General features: G+C 49.9%; 11 protein-coding genes and 2 pseudogenes. 3 read left to right on the forward strand and 10 right to left on the reverse strand.

Features of this window, described 5'->3' with window-relative positions; all coding sequences use genetic code 11:
* Positions 1-2 precede the first annotated feature (2 nt).
* Together aroC and CRG49_RS04715 are read left to right on the forward strand one after the other, a co-directional pair.
* On the forward strand, positions 3-1,100 hold the full coding sequence (gene aroC, locus CRG49_RS04710; protein WP_095503350.1) for a chorismate synthase: 1,098 nt from the start codon (positions 3-5) through the stop codon (positions 1,098-1,100).
* Positions 1,101-1,255: 155 nt separating this feature from the next.
* Positions 1,256-1,717, forward strand: coding sequence for a ProQ/FINO family protein (locus CRG49_RS04715; protein WP_095503349.1), 462 nt, complete (start codon positions 1,256-1,258; stop codon positions 1,715-1,717).
* 294 nt (positions 1,718-2,011) lie between these two features.
* Here CRG49_RS04715 and lpxH read toward each other — a convergent pair whose 3' ends face one another.
* The 5 genes from lpxH to rpsT form a co-directional block, all read right to left on the reverse strand.
* On the reverse strand, positions 2,012-2,719 hold the full coding sequence (lpxH, locus tag CRG49_RS04720; protein WP_095503368.1) for a UDP-2,3-diacylglucosamine diphosphatase: 708 nt from the start codon (positions 2,717-2,719) through the stop codon (positions 2,012-2,014).
* 111 nt (positions 2,720-2,830) lie between these two features.
* On the reverse strand, positions 2,831-4,639 hold the full coding sequence (gene aspS, locus CRG49_RS04725) for an aspartate--tRNA ligase (RefSeq protein ID WP_095503348.1): 1,809 nt from the start codon (positions 4,637-4,639) through the stop codon (positions 2,831-2,833).
* Between the two features lie 78 nt (positions 4,640-4,717).
* Positions 4,718-5,416 (reverse strand): DUF502 domain-containing protein, encoded by a 699-nt coding sequence (locus tag CRG49_RS04730; protein ID WP_095503347.1) that lies wholly within the window; start codon positions 5,414-5,416, stop codon positions 4,718-4,720.
* Positions 5,417-5,576: 160 nt separating this feature from the next.
* Positions 5,577-6,722 (reverse strand): phospholipase A, encoded by a 1,146-nt coding sequence (locus CRG49_RS04735; protein ID WP_095503346.1) that lies wholly within the window; start codon positions 6,720-6,722, stop codon positions 5,577-5,579.
* 239 nt (positions 6,723-6,961) lie between these two features.
* On the reverse strand, positions 6,962-7,225 hold the full coding sequence (rpsT, locus tag CRG49_RS04740; protein WP_095503345.1) for a 30S ribosomal protein S20: 264 nt from the start codon (positions 7,223-7,225) through the stop codon (positions 6,962-6,964).
* A 309-nt stretch (positions 7,226-7,534) separates the two neighbouring features.
* Between rpsT and CRG49_RS04745 the strand changes: the two genes are divergently transcribed.
* Entirely contained in the window at positions 7,535-8,677 is a 1,143-nt protein-coding gene (locus tag CRG49_RS04745; protein WP_095503344.1) for an extracellular solute-binding protein, read from the forward strand.
* A 76-nt stretch (positions 8,678-8,753) separates the two neighbouring features.
* Here the strand turns inward: CRG49_RS04745 and CRG49_RS04750 are convergent.
* The 5 genes and pseudogenes from CRG49_RS04750 to CRG49_RS04770 all read right to left on the reverse strand — a co-directional run bounded on the left by CRG49_RS04750 (position 8,754) and on the right by CRG49_RS04770 (position 15,856).
* Positions 8,754-9,520: pseudogene (locus CRG49_RS04750) on the reverse strand (glycosyltransferase family 2 protein).
* Between the two features lie 238 nt (positions 9,521-9,758).
* Positions 9,759-12,608 carry an aminomethyl-transferring glycine dehydrogenase gene (gene gcvP, locus CRG49_RS04755; protein ID WP_095503343.1) on the reverse strand — a complete coding sequence of 950 codons (2,850 nt, stop codon included), beginning with the start codon at positions 12,606-12,608 and terminating at the stop codon, positions 9,759-9,761.
* A gap of 96 nt (positions 12,609-12,704) precedes the next feature.
* Positions 12,705-13,937, reverse strand: a pseudogene (locus CRG49_RS04760) (chloride channel protein).
* A 53-nt stretch (positions 13,938-13,990) separates the two neighbouring features.
* Positions 13,991-15,163, reverse strand: coding sequence for an MFS transporter (locus CRG49_RS04765; RefSeq protein ID WP_198511382.1), 1,173 nt, complete (start codon positions 15,161-15,163; stop codon positions 13,991-13,993).
* Positions 15,164-15,304: 141 nt separating this feature from the next.
* Positions 15,305-15,856, reverse strand: coding sequence for a DNA-3-methyladenine glycosylase I (locus tag CRG49_RS04770; RefSeq protein WP_095503342.1), 552 nt, complete (start codon positions 15,854-15,856; stop codon positions 15,305-15,307).
* Positions 15,857-16,014: the final 158 nt, after the last annotated feature.

Consider the following 16,014-nt stretch of genomic DNA (forward strand, 5'->3'; position numbering starts at 1 on the left):
TTATGGCAGGCAACACTTTCGGACAACTCTTCACCGTCACCACCTTCGGCGAAAGCCACGGCCCCGCTTTGGGCTGCATTATTGACGGCTGCCCACCCGGATTGTCGCTAACCGAAGCCGACATTCAAGCCGATCTTGACCGTCGCAAACCCGGCACCAGCCGCCACGTTACCCAACGCCGCGAAGCCGACCAAGTGGAAATCTTGTCCGGCGTGTTCGAAGGCAAAACCACCGGCACACCAATTGCCCTGCTGATTCGCAACACCGACCAGCGCAGCAAAGACTATGGCAACATCGCACAGCAATTCCGCCCCGGCCACGCCGATTATACCTATTGGCACAAATACGGCACGCGTGATTACCGTGGTGGCGGCCGCTCTTCTGCTCGCGAAACCGCCGCCCGCGTGGCCGCCGGTGCCGTGGCGAAAAAATGGCTGAAAGAGCAATTCGGCACCGAAATCATTGGCTATGTCACCCAAGTCGGCGAAAAAGCCATCCGCTTTGAAAGCTTGGAATTCATCAGCCAAAATCCGTTCTTCGCGGCCAACCAAAGCCAAATCGAAGAATTAGAAAACTATATGGACAGCGTGCGCAAATCGCTGGATTCTGTCGGCGCGAAGCTGCACATCGAAGCCAAAAACATTCCGGTCGGCTTAGGCGAACCGGTGTTCGACCGCTTAGATGCCGACATCGCCCACGCCATGATGAACATCAATGCCGTTAAAGGCGTTGAAATCGGCGCCGGTTTTGATTGTGTGGCACAACGCGGCAGCGAACACGGTGACGAACTCACTCCACAAGGCTTTTTGAGCAACCATGCCGGTGGTATCCTCGGTGGCATTTCCACCGGCCAAGACATTCACGTCAATATCGCCATCAAACCAACCAGCTCAATTGCCACACCGCGCCGCAGCATCGACATCGACGGCAATCCGGTTGAAATCGCCACCCACGGCCGCCACGACCCTTGCGTCGGCTTGCGTGCTGCGCCAATTGCCGAAGCCATGTTGGCTTTGGTGCTGATGGATCATGCCTTGCGCCACCGCGCCCAAAATGCTGATGTTCGCGTCAACACGCCCGACATCGCCCGTTTCAAATAATCCACATGTTCAGACGGCCTATTAAGATAAATCAGGCCGTCTGAACAAATTCACACACAAAAACTTCGCCAAATCAGCCGCTTTATACTACAATGGCAAGCATTCGCCGTGTACTAGGGAGCGCACGGCTTCAGACTGACAGGAATACAGACAACATGACACAAGAAACCGCTTTGGGCGCCGCACTCAAAACCGCCGTCCAAACCATGAGCAAAAAGAAACAAACCGACATGATTGCCGATCATATTTACAGCAAATACGACGTATTCAAGCGCTTCAAACCGCTGGCTGTCGGTATCGACCAAGACTTAGTTGCCGCCCTGCCGCAATACGACGCCAGTCTGATTGCCCGCGTATTGGCAAACCACTGCCGCCGCCCGCGTTATCTGAAAGCATTGGCTCGCGGCGGTAAACGCTTTGATTTGAACAACCGTTTTAAAGGCGAAGTGAGCCCGGAAGAACAAGCCATTGCGCAACAACACCCTGCCGTGCAACAAGCCATGGCCACGCAAGCAGAACGCCAAGCAGCCAAAGCTGCTGAACAGGCTGAAGCACCTGCTGCTGAAGTGGCTGCCGCCGAAACTGCACCCACTACTGAAACGCAAACTGAAGCATAATCACGTGTTTTCGATATATCAAAAAGGCCGTCTGAAAATTTTCGATTTCAGACGGCCTTTTTATGGTTTACGCAGATTGAAACCTTTTCAAAACATCAAGAACCACCCATAAAAACTCTAAAGGCCGTCATTCCCGCGCAGGCGGGAATCCATCGCAATATCTAAGAAACCTATTTTATTCAAAAGCTTGCTACGTTAAAAAATGGATTCCCGCCTGCGCGGGAATGACGTCGGCTTTGGGGGCTAGCTTTTGAAAGAGTTTTGCAAAGGTCTCAGATTGTGCCACTCTTTTTATTACTCTCTGACAAACCGAAACCCTTGTTCATCCACGCTTAATACCGAAGCATAATCGGCTTTCCAATCACCCAACACAATGCGGGTAAAATCCTCATTTACATGGATATTTTCCCGATGCGTATGCCCATGAATCAACAGCGGCACACCATATTGCTTGACGATTTGTGCCGTAAATTCAGGATTCACGTCCATGATTTCAGCCGATTTTTGCTGTTTGTCCTGCTTGCTGGCGTGGCGGATTTTATGGGCGATTTTCAAGCGTACCGACAACGGCAGCATTAGAAACAGCTTCTGCCGCCATTTTTGATGCACTTTTTTGCGAAATTGCTGATAGCGCACATCGTCAATACACAAAGTATCGCCATGACACAGCAAAGCTTGCTGGCCGAATAAATCCACCACCTGATAATCGGGCAGCAGCTTCATGCCGCATGCACGCGCAAAGCGTTCACCAATCATGAAATCACGGTTGCCATGTTGAAAATAACAGGCCACACCCCCGTCGCTTACCTTGCGAATGGCTTGTTGCACCGAATCAATCAAGGGCGACGTTTCATCATCGCCGACCCAAAAGTCAAACAAATCACCCAAAATATACACCGCCTGCGCCTGCGGTGCTTTTTCTTGCATAAAACGCAGAAACAGCGCCGTCAGCTCGGGGCGTGATTCGCTCAAATGTAAGTCAGCAATAAAATAAATCGGCATAGAATGGTTCATTAAATCAATTTCAGCCATTATAAATTTTCAGATGGCCTGTGTATATAAAGGCCGTCTGAAAGAATCACTCTTTCAGACGGCCTTTGATCTAAGCGAATATTAAGCTTCTTTGTTTTCGGTCGCTTTTTGGCGCAAACGCAGGCTCAATTCGCGCAACTGCTTGTCGTCCACCACGTTTGGCGCGTTGGTCAGCAGACATTGCGCACGTTGGGTTTTCGGGAAGGCAATCACGTCGCGAATCGATTCGGCACCGGTCATCAAGGTTACCAAGCGGTCGAGACCGAAGGCCAAACCACCATGCGGCGGCGCACCGAATTTCAGGTTATCCAGCAGGAAGCCGAATTTTTCTTGCTGCTCTTCCGGCGTAATTTTCAGCGCGGCAAACACTTTTTCCTGTACATCAGCGCGATGGATACGGATTGAGCCACCACCGATTTCCCAGCCGTTCAACACCATATCGTAAGCGCGTGCCAAGCAGTTTTCCGGCTGGCTTTCCATCAGGTCTTCATGACCTTCTTTCGGTGCGGTAAACGGATGGTGCACGGCGGTGTAGCGGTCTGCTTCGTCGTCGTATTCGAACATCGGAAAGTCAACCACCCACAACGGTTTCCATTCATCGGTGAAATAGCCGTTCTCTTTACCGTGTTCCAAGCCCACTTTGATGCGCAATGCGCCGATGGCTTCGTTCACGATTTTGGCTTTGTCGGCACCGAAGAAAATGATGTCGCCGTTTTGTGCTTCGGTTTGGGCGATGATTTCTTTCAACGCGTTTTCAGACAGGAATTTCACAATCGGTGATTGCAAGCCGCTGTCTTCGCCGTTGCTCAAGTTGGTCACATCGTTTACTTTGATGTAAGCCAAGCCTTTGGCACCGTAAATGCCGACAAATTTGGTGTAATCGTCGATTTCTTTACGGCTCAATTTGGCACCGCCCGGCACACGCAAGGCCACCACGCGGCCGCCTTTCATGTCGGCTGCGCCACGGAATACTTTGAATTCTTCCGTTTTCATCAAATCGGTCAATTCAGTGAATTTCAGGCTGATCCGCAAATCCGGTTTGTCGGAGCCATAATAGAACATGGCTTCGCTAAACGGCATGCGTGGGAAATCGCCCAATTCTACGCCAATGGCGTCTTGGAATACTTTTTTGGCCATCGCTTCGGTGATGTCCATGATTTCGTCCTCGTTCAAAAACGAGGTTTCCAAGTCGATTTGGGTAAATTCAGGTTGACGGTCGGCACGCAAGTCTTCATCGCGGAAACACTTGGTGATTTGGTAATAGCGGTCGAAACCGGCCACCATCAGCAATTGTTTGAATAATTGCGGTGATTGCGGCAAGGCGAAAAACTCGCCCGGATGCACACGGCTTGGCACCAAATAGTCACGCGCGCCTTCAGGGGTCGAGCGGGTCAACATCGGTGTTTCGATGTCGATAAAGCCTTGGTCGTCCAAGAAACGGCGCACGCCCATAGCGACTTTGTAGCGCAGTTTCAGGTTGTTTTGCATCACCGGACGGCGCAAATCAATCACACGGTTGGTCAGGCGTACGTTTTCGCTGATATTTTCATCGTCGATTTGGAACGGTGGCGTGGCAGCAGCATTCAATACTTCGATTTCTTTGGCCAAGATTTCGATTTTGCCTGATACCATTTTGTCGTTGGTCGTGCCTTCCGGACGGTTGCGCACGCGACCGGTAATGCTCAAAACGTATTCGTTACGCGCAGAATCGGCAGTTTCAAATGCTTCTTTGGTATCTGGATCGATCACGACTTGAACGATGCCTTCGCGGTCGCGCAAGTCGATAAAAATCACGCCGCCGTGGTCGCGACGACGATGCACCCAACCTTTGACGGTTACGGTTTGGTCTAAATATTGCTCGCTGATTAAGCCGCAATAGTTGGTACGCATAAAATCACCTTTTTGTGTTTGATTTAATTTGGTTTGAAATGGTTATGCCGTCTGAAAGATTCAGACGGCCTGAATTACTTAATGTTGATTAGGTTCCGATAAAGGCTTGCCCGCATCATCTACCAATACTTCTGGCACATGCTCATCAGGCATCACCATGCCCAGCGAAATCACATATTTCAGGGCTTCGTCCACGCTCATGCTGAGCTCACGGATATCGCTTTTTTTCACCATGATGTAATAGCCGCCGGTTGGGTTGGGCGTGGTCGGCACATATACTGAAACGTATTCTTCCCCTTGCGGTAGCGAGGCTTTGACCGAATCGGGAATATGGCCGGAAACAAAGGCCAGCGTCCAAATATTCGGCTGCGGAAAAGGCACGAGTACGGGCGTTTTAAACGAACGGCTGCTGTCGGACAGCAAAGATTCCGACACTTTTTTCACGCTGGAATAAATCGATTTCACCACCGGAATGCGGCCGAGTATGCCATCCCAAGCGGAAATGATGCGTTTGCCCAAAACGTTGGCACCAAAAAGGCCGGTGACAAACAACACCACAATCGCCACAATCACACCCAAGCCGGGAATATTGAAGCCTAAGAAATGCTGTGGCTGCCAATGCGCCGGCAAGAGATTAATCAATTGGTCGGCGGCGGTGACGATGTAGGTAATCACCCAAATGGTGACCGCAATCGGCAGCCACACCAAAACACCCGTAATCAGGTATCTTTTCAATGATTTAGCAATTTTACCGCTTTCCGCTGGTTGTTCTGCCATGTTTTCCTATCCGTCAAATACGCAATATGACCGCCCAAACGCACTATTATACGCGTTTGGGCGGTAAGAAACGAGTGTTTTTCATGGTTTGTGGCATAAACGCTTATGCTTGCACGAGCTATGCACACAAACCTGTTGAACTGCTTTCGCCAATCTCGGTTTAAATGCCGTCCCAATCATTAAACATTAGACCGAAACCAATGCCGTTTTGCTTGTGGTTATAGTCGATTAAACTCTCGCCATAGCCGTGAAAACCGCGTACCACACCTTTGAGTTTACCCTTAATCGGGAAGGTGTAAGCCGCTTCCACCGCACCATGGCCGGTTTTCGGATTGTAGCGCAACACAGAATAGATGTTTTGCTTGTCGTTTAAGCGGTATTGCACTTTCAAATCGCCATAACCCATGTAATCGGAAATATCCGGATTATCGTCTTCATCACCATTGGCATCAGTGCGCACCCAAACGCGTGGAATCACGGTCAATTTATCCCATTCCATACCGGCCATGGCGTAAATACGGTTCCACGAGCGCGATTCTGGTCGGCTTTGACCATTGGATTGATGGGCAAAACCGGCACCAACCATGCGCAATTTACCGCCAAACGGCAAATCAAGCTTCACTGGCTGGGTCAGGAAAATTTCCGGCTCGTAATCGGTATTACGAAACGGCGCCGATTTCCACCCTTGGTTATACAACTGCCAATCGGATTTTTGCGTGTAGCCAAACCACAAATCCGCACGAATTTTAAACACGTCTTCCATCAACTTGCTTTTAAACGAAACCTGCATTTTGGTCTCAAGCCGTTTTTGCTCGGTAAACTTTTCTGCCGTGGTCACACCACGCGAAGGCGATTCCGGATAGTAATTCGGACTAGAATTATACCAAGCAGGCATCAGATACATTGGGTTATGTTCGCGCACCGTCAAAATGCCACGCGCGTCATTGACATCCAAATCATACATTATGCTCAACGGCGTATAGGCTTCAGCCGCATCGCGCAAAGCGGATTCGGAAAGCAAATTCTCATTGGCCTTTTCATCGAAAACAATGGTGGTTTCTTTATTTTCAATGCTGGCATTGACCGTCTGCGCCAAATCCACCGGCTGCTTGGTTTCTAAGGTATCCAAAGTTGCCACCGGTTGTGCAGGCGGCAACTGCGCCGCATAAATCTTATCGTAACAAGCCAAACGCATGGCGTTATCGGTCATAGCAGCACATTGCAAGGCTGCCGTATCCAAAGCCCAAGCAGCAGGCGTGGCCAATACGCAACCTGCCCCTACCCATAAATAATGTTTCAACATCATGTTCACCGTTTACGTCAATCCGCTAACCCGCCGGCTTTTGCTTGGCTGGATTATTCGAATTCACCCGATATGCGTTCTTATTTTTCAGACGGCATGGATTTAATTAGGCCGTCTGAAAAATAATCACTGTCTGTAAGATGCAGCAATGCCCCTGAAATACCTTCGCGGTCAGGGGCAATCGCTTAGTGCAGGTGTCGCCACCTACAGAGTTGCCGCCTTATGCGGCTGGCTGCAAAAGATTAAGCCAAGGCTTTTACTTTAGCAGACAAACGGCTCTTGTGACGAGCAGCTTTGTTTTTGTGGAACGCGCCTTTATCAGCAATGCGGTCAATAATTTTTACTGATTCGCGGTAAGTTGCTTGAGCAGCAGCTTTGTCACCAGCTTCAACAGCTTTCAACACTTTTTTGATTGCAGTGCGGAATGCAGTACGCAAGCTAGCGTTGTGGGCGCGTTGTTTAACCGACTGGCGGGCACGTTTACGGGCTTGTGCGCTGTTTGCCATATTGAATATCTCCTGAATGAAAAATAAATTCTGTAAACGCGCAATTTTAAAGACGATTGCCCCTATATGCAAGTCTTTTCTCTGCAAACTTACCGATTCGCGCCGTGTGTTCGCCCAAAAACCACACCACCCACCTGCCACATCCCCACCTTTCCAAAGCTGCCGATAGAATTTTTTTGCATAAATTTCCCGATATGGCTTTGATTTTGATTAAGCTTACATTACAATGACCTTGCAGCTTGCCGGGGTGTTTATGGGGCAAGTCTGTTTCTTTTTAATTTTAACTCTTTCATCAGGAAACCAACCCGTATGAAAAAATCCGTATTAGCCGTATTGGCCGCATTTTCACTGGCCGCGTGCGGCGGTGGCGAGAAACAAGCCGAGCAACCTCAAGCAGGCAGCGCGCCTGCTGCCAATGCTGAAGCAACCGCTACCGATACCTTAAATATCTACAACTGGTCAAACTACGTGGACGAAACCACTGTTGAAGACTTCAAAAAACAAAACAATTTGAAGCTGACCTATGATTTGTATGAAAACAACGAAACTCTCGAAGCCAAAATGCTGACCGGCAAATCAGGCTACGACCTCGTTGTACCGGGTATCGCCTTTTTGCCGCGCCAAATTGAAGCTGGTGCTTATCAAAAAGTCAATAAAGACCTGATTCCAAACTATAAAAACATCGACCCTGAGCTGTTGAAAATGCTGGAAACAGCCGACCCGGGCAACGAATACGCCGTACCTTACTTCTCAGGTGTGAACACTTTGGCCATCACCGCCAAGGGTAAAGAACTGCTGGGCGGCCAATTGCCTGAAAACGGCTGGGACTTATTGTTCAAACCAGAATACACCAACAAACTGAAATCATGCGGCATCGCCTTGTGGGATACGCCGTCTGAAATGTTCCCGATTGTATTGAACTACTTGGGCAAAGACCCTAAAGGCACCAGCACTGACGACATCAATGCCGCAGCCGAAGTATTGAAAGCCGTTCGCCCTGACGTGAAACGCTTCAGCCCTTCAGTGATTGACGAATTGGCACGCGGCGACGTGTGTTTGGCAGCTGGTAACGGTGGCGACTTGAACTTGGCCAAAGCCCGTTCAGAAGAAGTCAACAACAATGTCGGCATCGAAGTCTTGACCCCTAAAGGCATGGGCTTCTGGATTGAATCTTGGTTGATTCCTGCCGATGCGAAAAACATTGACAACGCCCACAAATACATCAACTACACTTTGGATGCCGACATCGCAGCAAAAAACGGCATCGCCGTAACCTTCGCCCCGGCCAGCTTGCCGGCGCGTGAAAAAATGCCGAAAGAGTTGGTGGAAACCCGCTCAATCTTCCCAACTGCGGAAGACATGCAAAACGGTTTCGTGATGCCGCAAATGGGTTCTGACGCGAAGAAACTGACCGTCAGCCTGTGGCAAAAAATTAAAGTGGGTACCAACTAATCCGCTTTGGTTTTGTTTACTAAAAATGCCGTCTGTAAAATATTTTTCAGACGGCATTTCTTTTATTATCAACACTTTAAAAATTTCTATTTTTGGGAGCACTTGTATTCAAATACTTTAATTTGACATACTTATTCATTGTATAATTTGCATAATTTTTTGCCAGAATATAACCAAGCACCCCATCTAAAAATCCACGTTTCAAGATATACATCTTCACAAATGCAAATAATGGGCGTAATACTATATCTATCAAAAAATGGTATTCTCTTCCTTCTTTTTTATATTTTTCAGCGGACAATGTTGAATATTGATTCATTTTCCGTAAATATTGCTCCCAAGTCTCATAAGTAAAATGCAACATCGGTGCATTGAGTTTTCGATCGGCAAATTGATGAATAATTTTAGGATGAACAAATCCTTCAACCCTACTACCCTGACGTGGCATCAAACGGCAAACCCAATCGGGACTCAACGGCCCATGCTTCACGATTTTACGCTGGAAATGGTTTATTCGTTTAACCCAAAATCCAAATTCTTCTCCTCTTGCCACTGTTTGAATAATTTCTTGACCTAATTCCTGTGTACAGCGCTCATCAGCATCAATAAAAAATATCCACTCACTTTCAGCCTGCTCAATTGCAAACGTTTGTTGCCCGCCACAATCACCATTCATTGCTCTCTGTATGACTTTGGCACCACATTTTTCTGCAATTTCAACTGTTTTATCTGTACTAAAATCATCAATTACGACAACTTCTTGAGCAAAATTACAACTTTCAATACAGTCTTGGATATTGTTTTCTTCATTTTAGCCAAAATCAATACACTAATTGCAGGCATTGCACTTTTTCCATCTCTAAAATAATTGTTTGGATTTTAACCGTTTTATTGTTTCTCCTCAATATTTATACCCCACATACCCATAGAAGATTATTCTTAATAAAAATCAATTGATTACCAAATTAAAATAAATTCAATGATAAAATCAAATAATGAAAAAATGCCGTCTGAAAAACATTTTTCAGACGGCATTTTCTATGATTCAACATAAGGCAGGTTCACACCTGCCCTACCCGAATCAATCCTCATACGCTTCCATCGGTGGGCAAGAACACACCAAATTGCGGTCGCCATACACATCGTCCACACGGTTCACGCTCGGCCAGAATTTGTTTTCACGCACATACGCCAGTGGGAACACGGCTTCTTCGCGGCTGTATGGGTGCGTCCATTCTTCGGCGGTGACGTTAAACGAGGTATGCGGTGCATTGACCAGCGGATTGTCGTCTTTCGGCCAGTCGCCGTTTTGTACTTTCAACACTTCCTGCTTGATGGCTTTGAGTGCGGCGATGAAGCGGTCGAGTTCGGCTTTGCTTTCTGATTCGGTCGGCTCGATCATCAGTGTACCGGCCACGGGGAAGGAAACGGTCGGTGCGTGGAAACCGTAGTCCATCAGGCGCTTGGCGATGTCGGTTTCGGTGATGCCGCTTTCGGCTTTGAGCGGGCGTAAATCAACGATACATTCGTGCGCCACGCGGCCGTTTTTGCCGGTGTAGAGAATCGGATAATCTTCGCTCAAGGCTTGGGCGACGTAGTTGGCATTGAGCAACGCCCATTCGGTGGCTTGGCGCATACCGTGTTTGCCCATCATGGTGATGTACATCCAAGTAATCGGTAAAATCCCAGCCGAACCATACGGCGCGGCAGATACGGCACTCATGCCTTCGGTTGCACCTTCGACTGGCGCGACAACATGGCTTGGGGCAAATGGTGCCAGATGGGCTTTCAAACCGATTGGCCCCATGCCCGGGCCGCCGCCGCCATGTGGAATGCAGAAGGTTTTGTGCAGATTCATGTGCAACACGTCCGCCCCCACTTCTGCCGGCTGCATGATGCCGACTTGGGCGTTCATGTTCGCGCCGTCCATATACACTTGGCCGCCGTTGTCGTGGATAATGCGGCAGATATCACGGATGCCTTCTTCGTACACGCCGTGGGTGGACGGATAGGTAATCATCAGCGCGCCGAGATGGTCTTTGTTTTGCTCGGCTTTTTGCTGCAAATCGGCGACATCGACGTTGCCGTTTTCATCAGTTTTCACCACGATGATTTTCATGCCGAGCATGGCGGCGGTAGCAGGGTTGGTGCCGTGTGCTGATTGCGGAATCAGACAGACGTTGCGCTCAGTGTCGCCGTTGGCTTCGTGGTAGCGGCGAATGGCCAACAAGCCGGTGTATTCGCCTGATGCGCCGGAATTGGGTTGCAGGCTGATGGCATCGAAACCGGTAATCGCTTCAAGCTGGGTTTGCAAACCTTGCAGCAATTCGCGGTAGCCCTCGGTTTGTTCGCTCGGTGCAAACGGATGCAGATTGGCAAATTCCGGCCAGGTAATCGGAATCATCTCGCTGGTGGCGTTGAGCTTCATGGTGCAGCTGCCGAGCGAAATCATGCTGCGGTTCATCGCCAAATCGCGCTCTTCCAGCTTTTTCAGGTAGCGCAACATTTCGTGTTCGGTGTGGTAGCGGTTGAACACTTCATGCGTAAGAATTTCGTCTTGACGCAACAGGTTTTGCTTCAGACGGCCTGTGATTTCGCCGCTGCAATCAATGTCGGTTTTGCCGGTAAACAAAGTCACCAATACCGCCAATTCGCCCACAGTTGATTCTTCGCTAAACGCCACGGCGATTTGGGTTTCACCCACTCGGCGCAGGTTGTAGCCTGCGTTTAAAGCGTTTTGATAAATGTCAGCGGCTTTATCGCCGCACTCAACCAAAACGGTATCAAAGAAAGTTTCATGCACCACTTTCAGGCCGTCTGAAACCAAGGCATCGGCAAACGCGGAAGCCAGCGCATGAATGCGTTGCGCGATGCGCTTCACGCCTTCGGGGCCGTGATAAACCGCATACATACCGGCCAAATTTGCCAGCAAGGCTTGCGCGGTGCAGATGTTGGACGTGGCCTTTTCGCGGCGGATGTGCTGCTCGCGGGTCGATAAAGCCATGCGCAAGGCCGGTTTGCCTGAAGCATCTTTCGATACGCCGATGATGCGGCCGGGAGCCGAGCGTTTGAATTCGTCTTTAAAAGCAAAATACGCGGCGTGTGGCCCACCAAAACCCATCGGCACACCAAAACGCTGCGTGTTGCCCAAGGCAATGTCGGCACCCATTTCAGCGGGCGATTTCAGCAACACCAAGCTCATCACATCAGCCGCCACCGCCACAATCGCGCCGGTTTCTTTCAGACGGCCAATCACATCGCTCAAGTCGACTACATCGCCGTCTTTGCCGACATATTGCAACAAAGCACCGAAATATTCGCCCTCAGCCGCTTTGGCAAAATCGCCCACCACCAATTCAAAATCAAAATATTTGGCGCGCGTTTTCATCACGTCCAGCGTTTGCGGATAGACGCGTTCATCGACAAAAAAGCGGTTCGATTTAGACTTGCCCACGCGTTTGGCCATCGCCATTGCTTCGGCAGCAGCGGTTGCTTCGTCCAACAAAGAGGCACCGGCCACTTCAAAACCGCTCAAATCGATACACACCTGCTGGAAATTCAACAAAGCCTGCAAACGGCCTTGCGCGATTTCCGCTTGGTATGGCGTATAGGCGGTGTACCAGCCCGGGTTTTCCAATACATTGCGCACAATCACATTCGGCAGGCGGGTCGGATAATAGCCCAAACCAATATAGGATTTATTGATTTTGTTTTTCGCCGCAATCGATTTGATTTTGGCCAAGGCTTCGGCTTCGGTCAGCGCTTCAGGCAAATCGAGTTCAGACGGCATGCAGATCGATTGCGGCACGGTGTGATCAACAAAATCCGCCATGCTTTTTTCGCCGAGCGCCGCCAACAGCACTTCTTGGTCGCGAAAGCTGATGTGGCGCGCAGAAAATTCGTTTTTATCAAATAATTCATTCAGTTTCATCTATTTACTCCTTTTAAACAGGCAGGCCATTAGCCTATCAATCAGCGTTCAGACGGCCTGATTATTCATAAAGGCCGTCTGAAAAAACATTCATCTTTATGCTTTTCTTTGCAGCATTTGATACACAAACAAACCGCCCACCATGCACACGCACAAGGGCATCCAATACGCTGTCGAAAAGCGCGATACTTCCAACATAAACACCAGCGCGGTCAGTACCATTTTTTGCGACAAACCCAAAAACACCGCCGCGCCGACAAACGCCGCCGCACCCAACGGCACCACCGGAAAATACACATTCCACGCCACGGCAAACAGCAAACCCAGCAAACCACCGAGCATCATCGAAGGCGTCAGCCTGCCGCCGTATGCACCGGCCAACATCGCCAAAATCACCGCCAGCCATTTCGCCGCCAGCAAGCCCGCGGCGTATTCCCAGTCGATCAACGCGGCAAAGGTCAATTGGTTGCCCGCCTTGCCGTTGCCCAATATGCCGGGGTAATACATCGACACCGCGCCAATCAGGCCGAAGCACGCCACCGACAACACAATCATCTTCGGGCTTTTGCGCGGCAGCTTCGGCAGCTTTAATACGCAGCGGTCAAACGCATACACGCCCAGCGCAATCAGCGGCCCCGCCACCAATGCTCAGCCAACCAGCGAATGTTCAAACGGAATTTGTGGCACCACATACTGCACCACATCGCCCAATACCGTGCGCGTAACCATCGCTGCCGTGCCGCTGGTCATCAAAGCCGCCACCACCAACGGCGTTTCCCAGCTCAACAGCAAGGTTTCCAAAATAAAAATCGTCGCCGCAAACGGCATGTTATATACCGCCGCCAACCCCGCACCCGACGCGCAAGCCAGCAACACGCGGCGCTCATCGGCCGATAAGCCGCGATAGCCCGACCATTTCTCCGCCACCGCCACGCTCATTTCGCGCGGAGCCACTTCACGCCCCAAAGGCGAACCCATACCCACGGTAACGATTTGCAGCAACGCATGCCAAGTGGTTGCGCGAAACGGCATCGCTTCGCCTTTTAGTGCGCTTTTCACTTCCACCAAAGGCTTGCAATAGCGGTGCACCATCACCCAGCCAACACCGGCCACCAAGCCGCAAGCGAGCAACACCCACAAACGGCGCACCGGCGTAGCTTGTTCCACCCTTTCGCGAAACGACATATGCGCATCGAGAAAGCCATAGCCAAACGCATAATGCTGTATGGTATGCAGCAACACGGTAAACAACACGCCGATGCAGCCGGCAACCACACCGATGACCAACAAAGAAGAAAGGAAGCGTACGTTGAGTTTTAATACATTCATTGTTTTAATTCAGTTTTTTACAGATAAGCAACCGCGCTATCCGTTTGATTCATTTAAGCAACAGTTTCAGACGGCCTATTGACCATGCCTTTGAACACAATGGCGATGGCCAGCACCTGCACCGCCAATAACGCCCAGACCACGCCGCGCCAATCAGCAGCCTTAAACGCCAAACCGCACAGCCACGCGCCGAACGTGCCGCCGCTGTAATACGCCATGTAATACAAGCCCGATGCCAGCGAGCGGCCTTCTTTCACATTGGCGGCAATATAATTGATGGTCGCCGCCTGCGTGATGAACACACCCGACGACATCAACACCAGCCCGACAATAATCAGCGGCAAATCAGTCGCCAAAGTCAGCAACACACCTGTCATCGACACAGCCACCGCCAGCAAAATCGTTTTCACGCTGCCAAAATGTGTCATCAGTCTGGCCGACAACGGCGTAATCACCATACCAATCAGATACACGGCAAAAATATTTGCCAACGCGCTACTGCTCAAGCGATAAGGCGCATCGGCCAAATGCAGGTTGATGTAGGTAAAGCAGCCCACTAAGGAAAACAACACGCAGCCGCCCAACGAACACGCCGCAAACACATAACGGTTGTGCAAATGCGATTTGAGTGTATTCAAAGCCGTCTGAAAATTCGGTTTCGGCACAAAATTCTGCGATTTAGGCAACTGCTTCCACACAAACACCGCGCAAGCCAAGCTCAACACTGCCATCACATAAAACGCCGTGCGCCAGTCAAACCACTCCGTCAGATAGCCCAACAGGAAACGGCCAAGAAACCCGCCCAATACCGTGCCCGACACATACATCGTCATCAGCTGCACGACTTCGTTTTGAGTAAACTCTTCGCCGATATAGGCAATCAGCACCACCGTAATCCCCGGCACCGCCAAGCCCTGCAAAAAACGCAACAGCGTAAACATTTCAATATTCGGCGACCACGCCAGCAGCATGGTTGGCAAAGCCAGATAAATCAGCGCCCCAACCACAAACAGCTTGCGCCCGAACGCATCCGACAACATGCCCATAAACGGCGACATCAAAGCCACGCCCAACACCGTCGCCCCCACCGACAAACCCGCCTGCACCGCCGTGGCATTCAGCTCCGCCATCAACACGGGCAACACCGCCTGCACAGAATACACCTGCAAGAATGCCGACATACCGGTCAGCAAAATAGCGGTTTTTAAAAGGCCGTTCAGTTTCATGATAGGGTTCTTTGCGTGTGTTTTTACGTTGGAATTTTAATCTATTTATTTGAATTGTTTTATTTTTTATCTGACCTCCACCTAAGTAGAAGCCGACTATTTTTTGATAAAAAGGCCATCTGAAAATCAACACCGGCCTATTCAGACGGCCTCAGTCCATTTTGCGCCCGCCGCCAAAGTTTGCCGATAAATCGGGCAACGCTCGTCATGCGCACCTTTTAAATAACCGGTGCTCATCAAAAATTCACCGACAATTTCGCCGCCAACAAATTTGAAATGCTGCTTAAACAATTTCACCCACGCTGCTTTCTCGCGCGGATGATGGGCATCGAGCCAGTTTTTAAACGAACCGTATTCGGCCTGCAAACGCAAAATCGCGCGAGCATTATCAATAGCCGCATTGATTTTCAAACGGTTGCGCACAATCCCTGCATCGCTCAACAATCTTTCAATATCGTGTTCATCAAAGACCGCCACTTTAGCAATGTCAAATTCGGCACAGGCCGTCTGAAACGCGTGCTGCTTCTTCAGCATCAGCGTCCAATTCAAACCGGCTTGGTTGATTTCCAAAATCAATCGACCAAACAACGCATTGTCATCATCAACGGGAAACCCGTATTGATGATCGTGGTAATGCTTGTTTGGGTCATCGGTATCGGGCGGCAGGCTGTTGGCGAAATCGCAATAATTCATGGTGTTTCTTTAATGCACAAAGGCCGTCTGAAAAAGTAGTTCGTTTTCAGACGGCCTTACATTCGCATTTCAAGTGCAACGCTCAAATGCCATTGGCAAGGGCTGCTGAAAACAGATCACCCGGTGTCTCATAGTCCAATGTCTTTCTCGGTCGGCGG

The sequence above is a fragment of the Neisseria sp. N95_16 genome (assembly GCF_002551535.2).
In the GTDB taxonomy this organism is placed as follows: domain Bacteria; phylum Pseudomonadota; class Gammaproteobacteria; order Burkholderiales; family Neisseriaceae; genus Neisseria; species Neisseria brasiliensis.